The organism is Labrenzia sp. CP4, from assembly GCF_001579905.1.
In the GTDB taxonomy this organism is placed as follows: domain Bacteria; phylum Pseudomonadota; class Alphaproteobacteria; order Rhizobiales; family Stappiaceae; genus Roseibium; species Roseibium algicola.
Genome location: NZ_CP011927.1, coordinates 3,366,213 through 3,383,927 on the forward strand (window position 1 = coordinate 3,366,213; position 17,715 = coordinate 3,383,927).

21 protein-coding genes and 3 tRNA genes are annotated in these 17,715 nt (G+C 55.1%); 13 read left to right on the forward strand and 11 right to left on the reverse strand.

The features are described from left to right. The first annotated feature begins 55 nt into the window (after positions 1 to 55). Positions 56 to 892 carry a phosphodiesterase gene (locus ACP90_RS15605; protein ID WP_062488859.1) on the forward strand — a complete coding sequence of 279 codons (837 nt, stop codon included), beginning with the start codon at positions 56 to 58 and terminating at the stop codon, positions 890 to 892. After that, positions 892 to 1,440, forward strand: a complete 549-nt coding sequence (locus ACP90_RS15610; RefSeq protein ID WP_062488860.1) for a CAP domain-containing protein — start codon at positions 892 to 894, stop codon at positions 1,438 to 1,440. The genes ACP90_RS15605 and ACP90_RS15610 overlap by 1 nt, the downstream gene beginning before the upstream one ends. Positions 1,441 to 1,591: 151 nt before the next feature. Here ACP90_RS15610 and ACP90_RS15615 read toward each other — a convergent pair whose 3' ends face one another. Beyond that, positions 1,592 to 2,965 (reverse strand): YcaO-like family protein, encoded by a 1,374-nt coding sequence (locus ACP90_RS15615; RefSeq protein WP_062488861.1) that lies wholly within the window; start codon positions 2,963 to 2,965, stop codon positions 1,592 to 1,594. Between the two features lie 284 nt (positions 2,966 to 3,249). Here ACP90_RS15615 and ACP90_RS15620 point away from each other — a divergent pair, with 284 nt between their 5' ends. Both ACP90_RS15620 and ACP90_RS15625 read left to right on the forward strand, forming a co-directional pair. Then, positions 3,250 to 3,540, forward strand: a complete 291-nt coding sequence (locus ACP90_RS15620) for a hypothetical protein (protein WP_062488862.1) — start codon at positions 3,250 to 3,252, stop codon at positions 3,538 to 3,540. Between the two features lie 80 nt (positions 3,541 to 3,620). Further along, positions 3,621 to 3,908, forward strand: a complete 288-nt coding sequence (locus tag ACP90_RS15625; RefSeq protein WP_062488863.1) for a hypothetical protein — start codon at positions 3,621 to 3,623, stop codon at positions 3,906 to 3,908. Here ACP90_RS15625 and ACP90_RS15630 read toward each other — a convergent pair. Continuing rightward, positions 3,900 to 5,894, reverse strand: a complete 1,995-nt coding sequence (locus ACP90_RS15630; protein ID WP_022998828.1) for a BTAD domain-containing putative transcriptional regulator — start codon at positions 5,892 to 5,894, stop codon at positions 3,900 to 3,902. The two genes, ACP90_RS15625 and ACP90_RS15630, sit on opposite strands and share 9 nt — an antisense overlap. Positions 5,895 to 6,074: 180 nt before the next feature. Between ACP90_RS15630 and ACP90_RS15635 the strand changes: the two genes are divergently transcribed. Continuing rightward, positions 6,075 to 6,329, forward strand: coding sequence for a hypothetical protein (locus ACP90_RS15635; protein WP_022998829.1), 255 nt, complete (start codon positions 6,075 to 6,077; stop codon positions 6,327 to 6,329). A 192-nt stretch (positions 6,330 to 6,521) separates the two neighbouring features. Here ACP90_RS15635 and ACP90_RS15640 read toward each other — a convergent pair. Continuing rightward, positions 6,522 to 6,598: transfer RNA gene (locus tag ACP90_RS15640), tRNA-Arg, on the reverse strand. A gap of 237 nt (positions 6,599 to 6,835) precedes the next feature. Beyond that, positions 6,836 to 7,141 (reverse strand): ETC complex I subunit, encoded by a 306-nt coding sequence (locus ACP90_RS15645; RefSeq protein ID WP_062488864.1) that lies wholly within the window; start codon positions 7,139 to 7,141, stop codon positions 6,836 to 6,838. A 348-nt stretch (positions 7,142 to 7,489) separates the two neighbouring features. Here ACP90_RS15645 and ACP90_RS15650 point away from each other — a divergent pair, with 348 nt between their 5' ends. Both ACP90_RS15650 and ACP90_RS15655 read left to right on the forward strand, forming a co-directional pair. Further along, a complete protein-coding gene (locus tag ACP90_RS15650; RefSeq protein WP_055654038.1) occupies positions 7,490 to 7,738 on the forward strand; it encodes a hypothetical protein in 249 nt (82 codons plus the stop codon). An 88-nt stretch (positions 7,739 to 7,826) separates the two neighbouring features. Further along, on the forward strand, positions 7,827 to 8,333 hold the full coding sequence (locus ACP90_RS15655) for a hypothetical protein (RefSeq protein ID WP_062488865.1): 507 nt from the start codon (positions 7,827 to 7,829) through the stop codon (positions 8,331 to 8,333). Here ACP90_RS15655 and ACP90_RS15660 read toward each other — a convergent pair. After that, positions 8,305 to 9,015, reverse strand: coding sequence for a hypothetical protein (locus ACP90_RS15660; RefSeq protein WP_055656487.1), 711 nt, complete (start codon positions 9,013 to 9,015; stop codon positions 8,305 to 8,307). The two genes, ACP90_RS15655 and ACP90_RS15660, sit on opposite strands and share 29 nt — an antisense overlap. A gap of 231 nt (positions 9,016 to 9,246) precedes the next feature. Beyond that, a tRNA-Pro gene (locus ACP90_RS15665) sits at positions 9,247 to 9,323 on the reverse strand. A 363-nt stretch (positions 9,324 to 9,686) separates the two neighbouring features. Here ACP90_RS15665 and ACP90_RS15670 point away from each other — a divergent pair. Then, entirely contained in the window at positions 9,687 to 10,217 is a 531-nt protein-coding gene (locus tag ACP90_RS15670; protein WP_062488866.1) for a hypothetical protein, read from the forward strand. 36 nt (positions 10,218 to 10,253) lie between these two features. On the opposite strand, the gene ACP90_RS15675 is transcribed toward ACP90_RS15670, so the two are convergent. The 3 genes from ACP90_RS15675 to ACP90_RS15685 all read right to left on the reverse strand — a co-directional run bounded on the left by ACP90_RS15675 (position 10,254) and on the right by ACP90_RS15685 (position 12,406). Next, entirely contained in the window at positions 10,254 to 10,739 is a 486-nt protein-coding gene (locus ACP90_RS15675; RefSeq protein ID WP_082809754.1) for a DUF192 domain-containing protein, read from the reverse strand. Positions 10,740 to 10,908: 169 nt separating this feature from the next. Next, positions 10,909 to 11,490 carry a cold-shock protein gene (locus ACP90_RS15680; protein WP_022999344.1) on the reverse strand — a complete coding sequence of 194 codons (582 nt, stop codon included), beginning with the start codon at positions 11,488 to 11,490 and terminating at the stop codon, positions 10,909 to 10,911. Positions 11,491 to 11,644: 154 nt separating this feature from the next. Continuing rightward, positions 11,645 to 12,406 (reverse strand): Sir2 family NAD-dependent protein deacetylase, encoded by a 762-nt coding sequence (locus ACP90_RS15685; protein ID WP_062488867.1) that lies wholly within the window; start codon positions 12,404 to 12,406, stop codon positions 11,645 to 11,647. Positions 12,407 to 12,460: 54 nt separating this feature from the next. On the opposite strand from ACP90_RS15685, the gene ACP90_RS15690 reads away from it, so the two are divergent. After that, positions 12,461 to 12,901, forward strand: coding sequence for a VOC family protein (locus ACP90_RS15690; RefSeq protein ID WP_022999346.1), 441 nt, complete (start codon positions 12,461 to 12,463; stop codon positions 12,899 to 12,901). A gap of 125 nt (positions 12,902 to 13,026) precedes the next feature. After that, a tRNA-Glu gene (locus ACP90_RS15695) sits at positions 13,027 to 13,102 on the forward strand. Between the two features lie 54 nt (positions 13,103 to 13,156). Here the strand turns inward: ACP90_RS15695 and ACP90_RS15700 are convergent. Beyond that, a complete protein-coding gene (locus ACP90_RS15700; RefSeq protein WP_145915780.1) occupies positions 13,157 to 14,041 on the reverse strand; it encodes a hypothetical protein in 885 nt (294 codons plus the stop codon). A gap of 446 nt (positions 14,042 to 14,487) precedes the next feature. On the opposite strand from ACP90_RS15700, the gene ACP90_RS15705 reads away from it, so the two are divergent. Further along, complete coding sequence (locus ACP90_RS15705; RefSeq protein ID WP_062488869.1) at positions 14,488 to 16,050, forward strand: caspase family protein; 1,563 nt, start codon at positions 14,488 to 14,490, stop codon at positions 16,048 to 16,050. Between the two features lie 129 nt (positions 16,051 to 16,179). Here ACP90_RS15705 and ACP90_RS15710 read toward each other — a convergent pair whose 3' ends face one another. Next, positions 16,180 to 16,605, reverse strand: a complete 426-nt coding sequence (locus ACP90_RS15710) for a biopolymer transporter ExbD (RefSeq protein ID WP_062488870.1) — start codon at positions 16,603 to 16,605, stop codon at positions 16,180 to 16,182. 145 nt (positions 16,606 to 16,750) lie between these two features. Between ACP90_RS15710 and ACP90_RS15715 the strand changes: the two genes are divergently transcribed. Beyond that, entirely contained in the window at positions 16,751 to 17,209 is a 459-nt protein-coding gene (locus ACP90_RS15715) for a DUF1036 domain-containing protein (protein ID WP_082809755.1), read from the forward strand. A 141-nt stretch (positions 17,210 to 17,350) separates the two neighbouring features. Beyond that, positions 17,351 to 17,707: a hypothetical protein gene (locus ACP90_RS15720; protein ID WP_022999351.1), complete on the forward strand. Its 357-nt coding sequence runs from the start codon at positions 17,351 to 17,353 to the stop codon at positions 17,705 to 17,707. Positions 17,708 to 17,715 lie beyond the last annotated feature (8 nt).

Below are 17,715 nucleotides of genomic sequence, written 5' to 3' on the forward strand. Positions count from 1 at the left end.
AACGCACGGTTATCGTCCGGGCAGATGATCCACCTGACGAGTCACAAGGTTTTCCATGACATTGATTGCTCATATGACGGACCTGCATTTGCGTCCGCGAGGTTTGCCCTGCTATCGCGTTTCGGACACCAATATGCTTGCCGAGCGCGCGATCAAGTCGCTGCAGAGTCTCACCCCGAAACCTGATGCTCTCGTTATAACCGGCGATATAACCGACAGAAACGATCCAAGGGAATACGCACTCGCCCGCTCCATCCTCTCGCGCGTCGACATGCCTGTCTATCTTGTGCCCGGGAACCACGACGGCACAGAAGTCATGCGCCGCGAGCTCGGCAGCTTTCCAGGTCTTTCAGGCAGCCTTGAAGACAAGATCTGCTATACGGCGGACATCGGCGACATCCGCCTGATTGCGCTGGATACCCATATTCCGGGTGATCCGCGTGGTCGGCTCGGTCAGGCACAGCTTGACTGGCTCGACAGCCGGCTGCGCGAAAGCGCCAAGACAACGCTGATCGCCCTACACCACCCGCCTGCACTTTCCGGGATCCGACACATGGACGACATCGGACTTGTGGATGCCGATGCGCTTGCAGAAGTTGTTTCGCCACACCGGCATGTTGCGCGCTTCCTGTGCGGTCATCTTCACCGTCCGATCATCGCGAGCTTTGCCGGAAAGGTGATGACGCTTGCTCCCAGCACCGGTCACCAGGTCGTCCTCGACCTGACGGAAGACGGCCCTGCCATGTTCAACTTCGAACCCGCAGCCTATTTTCTCCACTATCATTCGCCGAAAACCGGAGTGGTGTCACATATGGCCTACGTGGAAGCGTATCCTGGCCCGTACCATTTCTTCGCCGATGAAGGCGTCGTCTGGCCGGGAGATGAAACCTGATGTCCGTAATCGCCCTGCCCAAACGCCTCCTGGCGCTGTTGCTGCTTGGCCTTTTCGCGGCCTCCCTCAGCGCCTGCGGCGCCTTGCCGGGAAAAAGCGACCTTGAAGACAAGACAGTGCTGACGGACCAGCCGGTCGACAAGGCGCAGATGCTGTCGATGATAAACGCCTACCGGCAGCAAAAAGGCCTGCCCGCTTTGCGCCACGACCCGGAACTGGATGTCGTTTCCCAAAAGATGGCACGCCATATCGCCGAGCGCGACAGTATGGACACCTGGGCTCACAGTGCCTTCGGTCTGTCACAACGGCTCGACAAGGCAGGATACGCAAATTACGCAGGCGCGGAAAACCTGGGTGCGGGATATGCTGATCTGGCAGCAGCCTTCCGTGGCTGGCAAGGCTCCGAAGGCCACAACAAGAACCTTCTCAACCCCTACGTGACACGGGTAGGCATTGCCAGAACCAACCGCAACAATGGCAAATGGCGCAATTTCTGGGTGATGACACTGTCCCGCCCTTATGCGGACGGCCGACCGACCGCCCGATAACAAGGCACCTGGAAAAAGGGCGGAGCCAAGCTCCGCCAAAAGGCTTCTTCCAGAGATCGAATGACCCAGTTGTCATCCGGACGCCCCGCAAACAAAACATGAATGCACGGCTCATATTTTATTAAGGCCGGCGCATCAGCCTGTCAATCGTTCAAAAGGGAAATGGTCGGGCTGCAAATTCGGATTCGGACGCGGGAATGTCTCGCAAACCACGCTCTACAACCCCGTCGAACAACCTTTTTTTGCCGAACCTTGGCTCCCAACTGCAAAGCTCGGGGGACAACAGCTTGATGCAGGGAATTGCAAGGTCTTGGCGGGTCGCATCAAACTCCCAAAGGCTGATCTCGCGGTCGAAACAGCCCTGAAGCAGGCTTTCAAAAGTTGAGGTCTTCTCCAGAACCTCAGGACGCGTGGCAACCGCACCCCGCAAAGGCAGATCTTCGAAAATCACGCGCTCTCTGGCATACGCCAGCTGCCTGGGTAGCGACCTCAGCGCTTCTTTTGTGCCGTGACTGGCGGGATAGGACTTGTCCATAAGAGACAGCGCGTTTTCCGATTGCAACATTTCCTGAATTGCACTGGTGCAGGCCTGTGCGGTGTCCCAACCGGCGGATGATCCAAACGCACACCCCCGGCCGTAAACGTCATGAGAGACACAAATCACCACCTGGACCGGCAGGTCCGTGTCGACGTGCAAGAGCTCCCATTCCCGCGGCTGGTCATCGAGATATTGGACCAGATCAGGAGGGAGCATTTCCCTCACATAGCCTTCAGGTAGAGAAGTTATCCCCAGGCGGTTGTACCAGGCCTGCGCAACTGCATCACGCTCTACAAGCTCAAGAAGCGCGCGCACGCGCGCTCCCTCAAGGTCATGCCAGACAGCGCATCCTACGCTCGAAGCAAAGGGCAAACGTAAGCCGGTAACATCATCGGCTTCGTTAAACAAAATTCCCAAACTAAGGCACTGCGACTCTTCATCAGTCTGCAGATTTCGCAACCGGACACGCCTGGCTGAAAGAGATGACCAGTCTGAAGAGTTGACGCGTGAAAGATCCCGTCCAAGACGAAGCCTGCCCAGAGCGACACTTGCCTGGGCTTCACTCAATCCAACCAATCGACCGAAATCTACCTGAGGTTGTTTTTTGTCGTAATTGAACACCCTATTGTCACTAATCCCGATACTACAAAGGGTTAGCCTTTCGGAAAGCTCTCCAATACAACTAATGGCTGCAATTGATGCGATATCCCCCTGTCCCCCTGCAGGAATTGGTGCCCCCACAGCTGGTACTTCTTTTGCATCAGCTTCAGGCGACTTGAGCAAACCGGTGCAGAAATGCACCGGGCATCCGGGGCGCGTCATCGGGACCAGTCTTGGGGAGAATGACGAAAGCAGCTTCAGGAAAAGACGAAGGTCCGGCTCCAGCAAGCGCACACGATCTCCCTCAACGCCCGGCTCCACCGATACCAGGCCCAAACGCGACAGGTCCGCAAGCACGTCGTCCGCAATTCCACTTTCAACGATCATAGAAGAGACACCGCCGCCAACAGTGAGGAAGCGCGACGGCTGCTTATGTTTTGATATGGCAATTTACTTCGCCTCACCCTGCAATTGCACACAACGTAGATTAACAAAACTGCCATTGAGCGAGTTCATTCCCTCGTTCTACATTCAATTCGAAAGCAGTCGATCAGTAGTAAACAGTCTCAATACATAACTATTTACTAAAGTTTGACCTAATTTCAAAAAGCCAGGTGACCATCCCACCACCAGGCAGGACACATTGCAACTCAACCTATCGGAGGCTCATAATGCACGCTGACACAACTTCCCGGATTGAACTGGAAATTGGCGCGAAACTTGGCGCGATCATTCAGAACGCCACAGCTCGTGAGCGGCTGGTTACCAACCCGGCTGAAGTCCTGGCTGAAGTTGGCATCAACTCCGATGCCGCAATCTTCGCCGACACTGCTGACCTCGTCCACCTCATCATCCCGGCAAAAATCGATGCAGCGCGTGTTGCTGCTGGCGATGAGAAATATTTCGAAGAACTCGGTAAAGCAGCTCTCGGAAATTGCTTTTACGAAGACGTCCCGGAGTAAGCCGGTAAGGTCGTCACGATACGTCTCCGGCCTTCTTGCTTCACGCAGGAAGGCCGTCGTTCTTTCCGATTGGGGTAACGATGGCCAGATTTCCCTACTACCAGAGCAACGTCAAAGACCTTGGCAAACTTATCGCCAGGGCAGCGATCGACGAAAACTTCCGACGCGAGCTCGAGCGAGACCCGGTAGCCGCAATTTCCAATATTGGCCTGCCGAAGGAGACGGTGGCGCTCATGCGGTTCAAGATCGTCGATCAGAAAAACAATCCGAACGCCGTAGCTCTTCCTTTTCGTCTGAACGAAGAAAAGCTGAACAGTGCCAACGAGGAGTATCTGAAAGCTCTGTCTTCGACGTTCGCGCTAAATTGACCCGGAACCGTCGAACAGGAACCGCTGCACCAAGGCTGCGCCCTTGTCGAAATCGTTCCGCACTTTCTCGTTCTGGAAGAAATTGATCTTCTTTCTCCAGCTCTTGGGATCCTGCGCAAGCTCGGGAGAGTTTTTCAGCAAGGCAGCACGGTTTTCACCAAAGCGCTCAAGCGTTTGCATGGCTTCTTCTTCTCGCCCGGCACAGACCAAAGCGGCCACACGAGTGGTCAAGCCACTGATACCAACCCCGGCACCCCGCTCTATCTGTTTTATCGCGCTGTCGTAATCTTCCGCGGCAAAATAGATATTCGCCAGGTACTCGTAGAAAACGCGGGGCACAAACGCGAAGAGAGAAAAAGCTCTTTCGGCCGTAACGCGCGCTTCGTTGATGTCGCCGGAAAAAGCCAGGCCCTCGGCAACGGACATCAGGTTGGCCGGATCAGCCGAGCTCAGACGGCCGGCATTCTGGAATGCTCTTCGCGCCTCGTCAGGCATATTGGACAGAATAAGTGCCCAACCATAAACGCGCTGATTGACCGCCTGCCAGGGATCGAGCCTGATCGATTTTTCGGCAAGGTTCAGAAGATTGTTTTCTTCACCGGAAAACGTCTTGTCCATGAGCGGGAAATGCAATTCCTGCTTCATGATGATTGACGCCTTGCCAGCATACGTCATCGAGAACGAACGATTTGTGCGCTCCAGATCATCCAGCAAGCGCATCGCTTTTTCGTCGGATTGCGGCGTGAAATCCCACAACAGGGCTTCGGCCTGACACCAACGGGCGAAAACGGATGTTTTCGCGGGGTTTCTTAGTCTGCTGGTCGCGTGGTTATGGATGCGGCTCACAATCTGGCTCGCAGCCGGCACCAGACCGTCCCAGTATTGCAGGTCAATTATCTCGTTAAAGACAATCTGACCGTTGCCCCTGTCCTCGAACTGGACAACCACTTTGCCCGATCGCTCGTCATGCCGGAACCTGAGCAGATAACAGCCAAGTTCGTGACCTTCCATCAAGGTTGGACGTGGCACGTTTTCTTCGCCGAAATACTCAGATTCGAACAGCTCGAACGACCGAAACGAAGAAAGGCCGGAAACGATTTCCTCTCTCAGATGGATCGCGTCGTTCAGCCCTTTTTTCAACAGGGATGACGAGACAATGGAAATTTCTGGCAAGGGAACGAAGTCATCGTAATTTGGCAGGAACCCTCGGTTTCCGCCGCTATTACCATCACTTCTACCAACCGGCACCGGAGAAGCTTCGACCTCCGATACGATCATCAGCTTCCGCGTCTCCTCATCAGGCTCAGCATCCAGATGGAGCCGCATTTCCCTTTCGCAGGATCTGAGCTGCTGTTCGGCGCGCTCGGGCTGACCCAGATTCATGTAGAGACGAATAAGAACGCGATGGGCCGCCTCAAACGCAGGATCGAGCTTCAGGACAAAACGCGCCCCGGCCTCTGCCTGCACACCCCCGTCTTCCGTGGATATCCTGTTCAGATGCTTGAAGGCGGCGCTGATGAGTTCTGAGCGCACCCGTTCACGCTCGACCGTCAGCCACTCGGAAAATTCAGAATCGATATCGTCGTAGCCGGTCAGGAACTCGCCGCGCCACAGTTCCCCCGCCTTGCGGAAATCCGCTGCCTGCCCACGTTCCAGGAGCGTATTCATGGCCATGAGATCAGACGCAAACGCCGATGGGTCGAGTTGAATGTGACCTGGCGCTGAGCGCACTACATCGATGCCGGCCGTTTCTTCGGCGCTCTTCAACTGGCGCAATGCCTGACGCAAGGATTGCATTGCCTTGTGGCGGTCTGTCCCGCTCCAAAGCAAATCCGCCAGTGCTTCCCGGGGCGACGCCATACCGCTCATGCGGCTCAGATAGCCCATGATCGCCAGAGCCTTGCGGGTCTTGACCGCCACAGGTTCCTGGTCGCTATCAAGGAGCAAAGGCCGCCCAAGGCATGCAAAGCAGGACGCGATTGCCATCAATTCCCCGTATTTGAAATGCACGCTTCAGCCGTCGCCTTCGCGCAACCGCGAATATCACGCAACCTGAAACACAACAGCACCTTATCACGCTCATTTCACGCTGCAACAGCATGCTTTAAACGGATGGTCACAGCAGCGACGCTGCAATCGGCAAATCAAATACTGGTGGGTAGTAAAATGTCTAAGACCGTTAGCAAATCGGACCGCACTGAACTCGAGCAGGAGCCTGCAATCGAGGCGATCAAGCGCATGATCCGCTACACGAAAAAAGAATCGGACAAGGACGGCCGTACGTTCTGTTCCTATTTCCTGGATATGGCCCTTCAGTCCCTGGAAGATGGTTCCGAGGACGTGGACATGATCCTCAAAACAAAGATCACGCCGCTCATGGTTGGCCAGAAGGTGGAATCGGGAAAGTCCGAGACGCTCTGACCTTCAGGCGAATCGCGGTCTAGAAACACCGCCGTGCTCCTATATTGCTGGGGCCGGCGGTTTTTGTTTTTTGCAGGCTTTTTCCAAGTACCTGACTTGAACGTCCAGTTTAGGACATCTGCACGGCAGGAAGCCTTTCCACGCATGGTAGAGGCATCGAAGCTCAGGACTTATTCAAAAAAATCAGGGAGATGGCGACTCCGGCAGGATTCGAACCTGCGACCATTCGCTTAGAAGGCGAGTGCTCTATCCAGCTGAGCTACGGAGCCAATTTCTCAGGAACGCAAGCTGTTCCCAGATGAGACTATCAGGCAGTATCTATGAGGCCTGCCAGACGTTCATGCAAACTTGGATCGAGTCCAAACGTCCGGAGGCAACCCGATCCGGGGATCACCTCCAACTGCCCTAATGCGTCAAAAACCCGGCTCGTGTCGATTCGAAATCGGCGCTTTCAACAGACAATCCGATCTCTTGCCGAATAGGTCAGAAGAGCCGAACGTTCTTGTTCAGTGGGTCCAGGGCGCAGACCGGCTGAATTTGAAATTGTCCGCATAGGCAGACCCGCGCACTTTGCGTTCCTGGGCTTTCTCAACCCTATGCGGAATGCCATGGCGCTTCGCATATGCGACAGCTTCTTCTGAAGTCTCGAAATAAAGCCGGATTTGCTGCTTCATGTCGGAAGACGACGTGTAGCCCATCAAAGGTTCGACGGACTTGGCGACCTCCGGCTCGTAATCCAGCACCCATCTCTGGGTTTTCGCCTTGCCTGACTGCATGGCGGTTTTCGCCGGACGGTAGATACGCGCAACCATGTGACAGTGCCCTCAAGTCTGAATATGTGAGATGCAATTCCTTACAGCAGCTTTTTCCCGCCTTTGCCGCCGGTGTCAACACCGATATTGGCCGCAACCCGCAATCTTCGGTTCGGCGACGACTCATTTAACGGCACAAGTATGTATTAACGGTGTTGGTGGAGAGGCGATTTATGACATTCACGTAACATGACATGGAGGCGCAACTCATGCTATTAACTACCCTAACGTGAACTTGTCTGGTAGACGCCGATTTTCGGAACGCAGTGCAGGTTCAAAAAATACAGAATCGCAGGGCCGGACAGCCTGAAAGGGCCGATCCAAAGATCAAAACGATAAGGCTTTGACATGCATTACGAATTTCTGAAAAGACTGGAAGGCTATGTTCCGGAACATGTTCGGCCGGTTACCAGAGCGCCGGAAAAGATTGCGCCGGTCGAACTGAAAGCGGCGATCGACGACGCCAATCTCACTGAAATGTGGGACATGATCCTGACGCTGGACTATTCGGTATCCGACCCCACCGATCTGTCACCGGAAAAACGCGACGAATTCCTGAATGTCATGTCGCTGTTGTTGAAAGCCTTCGACCGATAGAAATGATTATTGGCAAACGGCGAAAGATTTGCGGTGTCGCTGGTCGATTTTTACCGGATGGAACAAAATTAAAACATGAGAGAGGACCGTGCTAACACGCCCTGATACTCATTTTTCGGAACTCGGCACACAGGCCATTGAAAAAGGGCTTGCCGACCCGACTGTGGCCGCGTTCTACGACAGCATCATGTCGACCGATGCGGTTCAGATCCAGCAATGCCTGAAACCGTTCCTGCCTCAATTGAGCCTTTGCTCGGACAAGATGCCCGGCAACGCTCCCCCTCCGATCTTCTATGTCGGCAAGGAAAGTGGGCAGCGACACTTGTTCGGTGAAGACTGGGCAAGCCCGGCGACACCCGCCTGCGGTCTGCGCACACCTGATCCGGACCTGGAGAAGGCTTCGGCGGAAGGTTATCGCAAGGCTTTGGAAGGCACGCCTTATTACGGCTACGCCCACACGAAAATTCAGGTCAATGGCGAACTCTATGAAGTTGCGTTCGAGCGGTTGATCGTCGCCGTGCGACCTTCGTTGCAATCCGACCTTCGCTTCTGCGCCTACCTGGGTGTCATTCAGGATCTTCAGCGGACGTCCTGAGGATAAGTTTTACAAGGCCGTGTAGATCGCTTCTGGTGGCATAGACCAGCCAGTCGTCCGGCCTGATATGTCCAGGCGCAATCTCCCAATGGGTGCCGCGTGGCACGAACCTGCGGTAACCGACCCGGATGCCGAAGCCTTTTTCTGCGCTTTTTGCAGCCATCAGGCCATAGAGATAATCCGGCGACCACTTCAATAGTGAGAGCAGAAACCCCAACTGGGTCAAGGGCTCGGCAAGGCCCTGCCCCCGGATGTCCCGTCTCAGCCAGAGATTGCCGTGATAGACGATACGCCCGCGCATGAAATAGGCGTCATGCGCGTGCTCTGTCCCAAAGCGAACCTGAGGGTTTGGGTCGACAAAGATCCTGCGTTGCTGCTGATGCCAGTGCTCGGCAAGGCTCCTGTCTTTCAGGTCTTCCACCTTTGCAGCTTGCACAGACACGACGTTACCATGGCTGTTGACGGCCCCTACCCAGAACGCGGTCGTCCCGTGCAGGTCGAAAAACCGCGGTGAAAAATCTTCCATCAGGTATTTGTCTTCGGTGCTCCGGACGGTCTTTTCGAAAAGCGCAAAATCCGCGCTTTCCTTCAGAGAAAGCCCGGCCTTTTCAATTCTGGACTGCAGCACGGCTATCGCCGCCGATACATCCAGCGTCGCTTGGTCGTCAGGATCCGGTATCATCAGCCCCATCCGGCGCAGCCTGCATGCCGTCGCAAGCGGCGTCACTCCCACAGGCATTGGAAACGCCCGTCTGGCCAGTCTGTTATGCGGCGATAAGTTGCACAAGACGCCTGCGTAGCTTGGCCCTAGTTATCCCGGCCTTTAGGCACGGAACCACAGCAAGCGCATGGATTTGCATTGCAAAGTCCCAAGTCACGCGCACCGCATCACATCGATTTTCAGGAGAATGAATGGTCGGGGCAGCAAGATTCGAACTTGCGACCCTCTGGTCCCAAACCAGATGCGCTACCAGGCTGCGCTATACCCCGAACAGTTGATGCGCTCGGATTTATAGGCCACAGACTCCATCGTCAAGCTAGAACAAACCAAGAATATCCGAGTTTTGTGGGCAAAACCTGACAAACATGTCCCGTACTTTGTTCTCAGTTTGCACGCAAAAGCTAACCGGCGTGCCCGATGACCGCGAACGAGCCTCGTAAACGCGACGGCCAAGGCATCGTGCCATCACGGTCTTCGAAAGTGCAAACCGAACTTCAGTATATTTGCTTGCCCAACCCGATTACTGGCGGCATTCTCCCGAATGAAAAGTATCCAATCAATTGATTCAAATACCAGAACGTTTACATCAGCAAAATTACAATTTTTGATATATATTTCAGGAAAAGAAGTAGATGATCACCAAAGATGACTTCACAAAGGCATTAAAAGAATTCGGTGGATCCGAGTCCCAGAAAATACTTCAGGATCCGCAAGCATACCAAGCTACCTTTGACCTGCTGATCACTGTCGCAGAAGATTCGTCAATCTTCCAAAAAAAGCTGTCGATCGCGAATACAGCAGCAGGTGTAGCCAATATGGCCGTTGGACACTCCTCTGCCGACCGTCGGACAAAGAATGCCGTTCGCGCAGGATCTTTTGCTTTGAGCCAATTCCAGCAGACAGCGAATCTAGCAAGTGTCACCACCAGGTTATCGCCAGGAGCCGCGATGGTTGCTGTCAGTGCCACAGTCGTCAACAAGACAGGTATTATTGTGTCCTTTGCAGGTGGGGACAAAAAGAAGGCTCAGTGCATCGGTGCGGTGATGGAGCTTTCTGCTTCCGCGGTAATCACCGCCGTGTCTGCACCAACAGGCGTCCTGCTGGTCCTGTCGGTCGCCAGTCTGGCCGCCTCATCGGTCAACGCATATAATTCATGTTTTTAGAATTTTCGGGCGGGCTGGAATAGGTTCAGTTCGGGTTCACTCCAGCCCCATGGACTGGCTGCTGACCTTGTCTCCGGCCGAGATATCGAGTTTTTCCGCCAGACCGGCGTTTATTTCGAACACGTACTTTGCCGGGCCAAGCGAGGGAACGACGTCTTCGGAAAAAGGCGTGGTGTTGTCGGCGATGCTGACGATGGCACCCTTCGCGTCAATGAAAATGATGTCGAGTGGCAGCGGCGTATTTTTCATCCAGAAGTAACGGTCGCCCTCCCCATCGAAGAGGAACAGCATGCCGCGCTCCGCCGGCATCTCTTTGCGGAACATCAATCCCATCGACCGTTGCCGGTCCGTCGCCGCAACCTCCGCCTTGAACTGGTGTTCCTTGTCTCCAGACCGAATGACGAGTTCTTCCACCGGCAGGTTCAGCTGCGGGTCCTGCGCCAGCGCCTGCCCTGGCGAACCCGCGAGCGAAATCCAGAGTGTTGCGGCAAAAAGCGAGAGGCACAGAAAGAAAGGGCGCATTCTGAAAACTTCCTGAAAGACCCGGCAGAACCGGTTTGAGTAACTGGCAGTCAAAGGCAAGGCCGGAATAACACTTCCCGTTTGCCAAAGAAGATTGCCTGAAGGTCGACAAACAAAAAGGCCGGAACATGTCCGGCCAAGTCAATGTGCAGAATGACGGAAAGCGGGGTCAGTGAGAGGCAGGTATGTGGGTGCCTGTCCCGACCGGACGGATTTCAGCGGCCATGCGGCCTTTCGGGCCTTCGCCGAAGCGCACCAGCACATCCTGGCCGGGACGCAATTCAGTGATGCCGAAACGTCGCAGCGTCTCCATATGAATGAAGATGTCTTCTGAACCTTCACCCTGGGTCAGAAACCCGAAACCCTTGACGCGGTTGAACCATTTGACGGTCGCTTTTTCGAAACCGCTTTCGGGGACAACCTGAACATGGGTGCGCGACGGTGGCAGCTGTGACGGGTGGGTCGCAGTGCTTTCGTCCATCGACAGGATGCGGAAGGCCTGAAGACCGCGCGGCCGGTCGAGTACTTCGCAAACAACCCGCGCGCCTTCATAAGCAGTCTGGTACCCGTCTCGCCTGAGGCAGGTGACGTGCAAAAGGATATCACCGTCGCCGTCGTCCGGGACGATGAAGCCATATCCTTTCCCGACGTCGAACCACTTAATCGTTCCGGCAATCTCGAGTACATCAACGGCGACTTCGTCCGTCAATGTTTCGAGTGCGCGGGGCTCCCGTGCGGTTTTAACCCCCATAGCCTTTTGTCCCGTCTCTGGTCCGCATCATTAAGCTGAAGGCAAAATTCGACTCACCAGCCAGCTGATTCCTAACAAAAGGATAACATTGTGCTTTCTGGCGAGAAGGGAAATTGTCGGACTAACCACAGACCATTTACGGAAATCAGGCCGGTTATTCGCCAAATCTCGCAAATGTTTGAGCTAAAGGCGTTCGAATGACTGTTGACGCGTAAGAATCGAGCGGCGTTTCCTGGCCGTTTAGAATCACCAGGTCTGCACCGCCACGAACGGCGATGGCCGGCAGTTGTGCTGCTGGATGCACGACAAGTGACGAGCCCAACACCAGAAACAGATCGCAAGCAGCAGCAGCCTCCGCTGCCCGCTCCAGTTCCATTTCCGGCATCTGCTGCCCGAAACTTATGACCGCCGCCTTCAACAGTCCGCTGCAATCTGGACATCTCGGACTTTGCCCGGCGTCAACAATCGGCTTTTGAGCTTCCAGTTCAGCCCGCCCCCCGCAGGAAAGACAGGTTGCGAATGTGGAATTGCCATGGATCTCGACAAGCTTGTCATTCGGAAACCCTGCTCGCTGGTGCAGGCCATCGACATTTTGTGTGATGAGGCAATGAAGCTTGCCGGCCTGCGCCAAGCTCGTCATGGCCTGGTGCGCTGCATTCGGCTCAGCTCTTGCGAAATAGTCCATCATTTCGAAGCGGCGGTCCCAGTCTTCCAGGCGGCTATCCTCATCGGCGACAAAGTCCTGGTATTGAACAGGCTGACGTTTGGACCATATCCCGCCAGGTGAACGGAAATCCGGAATTCCGGAGTCCGTCGATATCCCCGCCCCGGTCAGGGCAACGATCTGCCGGTAGGAACCTTCCTTGAACTGTGCCACAAAGCGCTGAGCTTCGGGCAAGGTATCAATGCACTTCATCGGCCGGTCCGGTGCCCGTTTGGAAAATCCCTCGATTGAGGAAAAGGATAGGACATGCGTTATTTGCACACGATGGTCCGCGTGACCAACATTGAAGACTCACTTGATTTTTATTGCAACAAGATGGGCATGACGGAAGTCCGTCGCTACGAAAACGAAAAAGGCCGGTTCACCCTAATCTTCCTCGCCGGATCCGACGATGTCGAAGCCGGAAAGGCAAACGCTGCGCCACTTCTCGAGCTGACCTACAACTGGGATCCGGAAACCTATACCGGCGGCCGCAACTTCGGTCATCTCGCCTATGAGGTCGATAACATCTACGAATTCTGCGAGAACCTGCAGAACAAGGGTGTCACCATCAACCGTCCTCCACGTGACGGCCGCATGGCCTTCGTCCGTTCGCCGGACAACATCTCCTTCGAGCTGCTTCAAAAGGGTGAAGCGCTTGAAATCAAAGAACCCTGGGCCTCCATGCCCAATACCGGCGAATGGTAAAACCGGACAGTTTTCAACAGGCGCAGGCCCGGGATTCCGGGCTTGCAAAAAATTGTCGCAAAGGCTCTTGCGGGCTGCTCCAATCCCGCCTATAAGCCTCCCCACGACGCAGCCGCGTCGACCGCGCGCCCATCGTCTAGCGGTCTAGGACGCCGCCCTTTCACGGCGGAAACACGGGTTCGAGTCCCGTTGGGCGTGCCAACTTCTTCCCTTCCGGTTCAGAAGCAGGCATCTGGCATTGGCGTAAGCTACTGGTCAAATTGCACTTGGCGATACGTAACTGCCTTTTATATCCAAGGCAGGTTCGTCCTTGCGGAACAATGTCCGCCCCGGAAATTCCTTCTTGTAGAATGCTTCGATATCTGCGGCTGCAGGGCCGGCATACTCTATCCGTCCACTCGGGAAGAATATGTCCAGGTCGTCATCCTTGTGCTCCGTCGCATAGGTTTCCTGCGATCCGTGCAAGACCATGGCAATGCCGAGCCGGTTGTTGACGAAATGCTGCACGTCAAAAAACTTTGGCGAGCGCGTGTGCTTCTGACCCAGGCGATCCTCTCTGACGCGGATCAGCTGGTCAGGTGCGTCCATATCGACAATGCCGTAGAGATCGAAGTCTCCGTGCACACACTTGGCCGCGGTGATAAGCGAACTGGACGAGAACTTCACACAGCCGAAATAGGGGTCTTCTGGATTGCGTTCGACGAAATAAACGCCTCCACGCGGAATGTAGGTCAGTTTCCGTTGCTGTTCGAAGGTTGCCATTTCAGGTCGCAACTGTTTTTGAAATTCCCCCCATTCCTCGATCACCTTTGCCATCTTGCTCGCCTTGAAGGCCTTTTCGCCAACGATTTTTGGATCGACTACCAGGCCCGCAAAGCTCTTGCGCTGCGCGTCCGGACACTTGCTTCCGACGGGCTTAACATCGAAATCCGCAGTCTTGGCCTTGCAATCCAGGCGCTTGGGCGTGGCGTAGGTTTCGCCAACGTGCTCAAGGGATGCTGTGTTTGTCCGTCGTACCAGAATCGCAACGTTGTAGAGCCGGGCTGCGGACTGAAATACGCCGACATGCTTGGCTCTCATATGTTTGAGAATATCTGCTCTTCCGGCCATAATGTGTTCTCCGCTGAGTGCAGGCTTCAACCGGGCCTGCGAAAACGCGCATTTGCAATGAAACCAGATTACCAGACAGTCACCCGAACACGGTGATTCAAGTCACAAAGCGTTTTTTCAGGTCGAAAAACCCGGTCCGTTTTCAAGTTGAGGCCGGCAAAAAATCCACTACCACCTTCCCTAACGTCCTTTCGTGTTAACGTAACTCAAAAAATGGCAGCAACTGTCTGTTGAAAAGTGGTTTTTAAAAAAAGGATTGGCTATAGTCTGCAACTGATTTTAGTGGGGTCATCAACGGGCCGTTGCGGTCCGGATTCAGTTGGTTGCAGGGACAGCTTCTTCTATTTGACGTTCCTGTGACGCGTATTACAGAAACATAGTGCCATCCGGGGTACCTGTTCCTCTCAAGAGGACAAAGACCTCGTGTAAAGATCGGTTCAACCGACAGGCAACCATGATCTACGAGAGGACAGGATATGTTCAAACGAATGATCGCCGTGCTGGCAATAATTCTCGCAGGGACGGCTCCGGCACTGGCTAAGCGCGTTGCCCTCGTACTCGGCAACGGCGCTTACGAGCACACAGTACAACTTCCTAATCCGGCAAATGACGCCGAGCAGATGGCCGCCAAACTCAAGGCCCTCGGCTTCGAAGTCGTCGCCGGGCAGGACCAGACTTATGGTGAAATGCGCAGATCCGTCATGGATTTTGCGAAAAAGGCATATGGCGCGGATATCGCCATTCTCTTCTACGCCGGCCACGGCCTTCAGGTCGCCGGTCAGAATCACCTGGTACCTATCGACGCCACGATCGAGGATGAAACCTCGCTCGACTTCGAAACCATTACCGTTGATTTCATCATGCGCCAGATGTCCAAGGACGTGAAGGTTCAGATGGTGTTCCTGGATGCCTGCCGCGACAATCCGCTGGCCCGCACCCTCGCACGCCGCATGGGACCGAGCCGCTCCGGCAGCATTGGTGCAGGTCTTGCTGAAATCAAGATTCAGGAAACCGGCGGAGAAGGCTCCGTGATCGCATTCGCGACCAGCCCGGGAGATGTTGCCCTGGACGGCGACGGTGCGAACTCGCCCTTCACCTCTGCGTTGATCAGACATATCGACACGCCGAACGCTTCCATCCAGACCGTCATGACTCGCGTTACCGGTGAAGTCTATGAAGAGACGGAAAAGAAGCAGCGCCCGTGGGTGAATGCATCTCTGATCGGCGAAGTGTTCCTGAACAAGCAGGCCGCACCGGCCGCGACGACCACTGTTGCCTCCCTTGGCGACACCGCGACCTCCGCTCCGCAGCAGCCGGTTGTCAACAATGCATCAACGACCTCCCCAAGCCAGTCGGCAATTGCATGGGAACGTGAGAAGCTCATCTGGGAAACCGCCAAGTCCAGCAACACCGTTGCTGACTACAAGGCTTACCTGGATGCCTACCCTTCAGGCCTCTTCGCGGACTTTGCGCGCAATTCCATCAAGCGGCTCGAAGCCGGCAGCCAGGTTGCTTCGGTCAATCCGACCGTTGTCCCGGGTGCAGCAACGGCTCCTGCCGCCAGCACGACAGGCGTTGTGGCTACCCTGCCGGACCCGCAAAAGGCCGTTCCGGGTACTGAGGCAACCGAAGCTTCACTCGGCTGGAACCGTACTGCCCGCCGCGAAGTTCAGACCCGCCTGAACCTGGCTGGTCAGGATGTCGGCCGCCCGGATGGAGCCTTCGGTCCGAAGACCCGCGCCGGTGTGAGTGCATGGCAGGCTGCCAACGGCATCGTCGCCACGGGTTACTTCACCGCCGCCCAATACGCCTTGCTGACCTCACAAACGGCAACGCAGTATTCGGTTTACCAGGCTGAAGTGAACCGCAAGCAGCAAGCGGCTGCCAGCGCCTCTCGCAGTGCGACCTCCACGCGCCGTACCAACAACACCACCACTCGCCGTGCGAACAACAACAATGGCGGTAGCATCAACCCGGCCGGTGCAGCCTTTATCGGTGGCGTTGTGGGTGGCATCATCGGCGGTGCAATAGGCCGCTGATCAACCGACTTGTAATCACATGTCAAACCAGAACGGCCCGGTCTTGAAAACCGGGCCGTTCTTGTAGCCACAGATGGGGTTTTGCGTACGAACGGTTCGTTTGCATTGCAGGAACGCCTTGCGTTCCTGTCAATCGAGATGCAGCCGAACACTTGTCAGCTTTGAGGTTCGGGCTTCGTCCAAAATCCGCACGACCTGCTGAAAATCGGTTCCCTTGCCAGGTAAAAGAACAGCATCCCTGGCACCAGCTTCTGCCAACCGGTTCAGTTCCTGCGCCAACCCTGCAAGTGGCAGTTCATTTCCATTAATAGTCACGACGGACAGATCTTCACCGGGAACAGATTTCACGACGATCAGGACTGCGGGAACGCTGGCGTTCGATTGTGCTTCTGCCCCCCCGGCCGGCGCACCACCACCAAGCGCAACTTCCAGCGGCCTCCAGACACCAAATGTGGAAGACAAAAGAAAGAACATGATCAGGATGAAGATCACATCGATCAGAGGTGTCAGCGGAATGCGCTTTCGCCTTGCAAGCGGTGTTTCGATGGAGATCATGGCTCAGGCCATCCCGGGTCATCAGGTCATTCCGAAAATCGAGTTTCGCCGAAATACCACTTCAGCTCAATCGACTTTCCTAAATTGACCGCGGGTTCGCAATTCCTTAGCGTATTTAGCAGGTTGGCAAACTGGAAACACGAGCATGAAAACGGACCGCGACAGCGGCAAGGTTAGGCAAAGACGCCGGATCGGGTTACGCGGAATCGCGTTATTCGGGGCGGTGGCGCTGGCTGGCTTTTTGTCGACTTCTGCTGCTCACGCAGGCCTGCGTGTTTGCAACGGGTCCGTTGATCTCGTGAACGTCGCGATCGGCTATGAAACCGACGAAGGCATGCGGACTGAAGGCTGGTGGACAATCACTGCCAACGCCTGCAGCCAGGTGCTGCAGGAACCTCTCGAGAAAGCACGCTACTATCTGCACGTAGCAGACGGTTTTGGCGAAAGCCGTCTTGGAGGCGATATCACGCTTTGTATTCGCGAGGAAAAATTCGTTCTTTTCGATGGCGATCAGTGCTGGCAACGCGGGCTGATCGAAGCAGATTTCTTTCAGGTCGAAACCGAGGGAAAACAGGATTGGACGGTCCTATTGTCTTACGATTAGGGACGGCAAAGACCGGCATTCACAACCCTTTCCAACATTCATTGACGCATTAACCGGGGGAACAAGATGCGGATACTGGTTCAAAGAGTTTTTATAGCAATTGCAGTTGCCATTTTGGCGGCACCCGCACAGGCACAGCAAGTGACGGGTAAAATCAGCCTCGAACTCAACCAGTTGCAACCGACAGCGGACGGCGGCTGCCGCCTTTCGATCATCGCGACCAATGGCCTTGAACGCCCCATGGACAAGCTCGGCCTGGAAATGGTTGCCTTCAACAAGGACGGCCTGGTGGATCAGTTTCTGCGTCTTCAGTTCTCCCGCATATCCGCCGGTAAAACCAAGATCCTGCAATTCGATCTTGCCGGGAAGGCATGCGACAGCCTTTCGCGGCTTCACATCAACGACGTCATGAATTGTGTGCCTTCCAGCATTACCGATGTCTATTGCCCGGATCTGCTGGACCTGAGCAATCGTACACCCATCGAATTCGGCGATTGACCCTACCC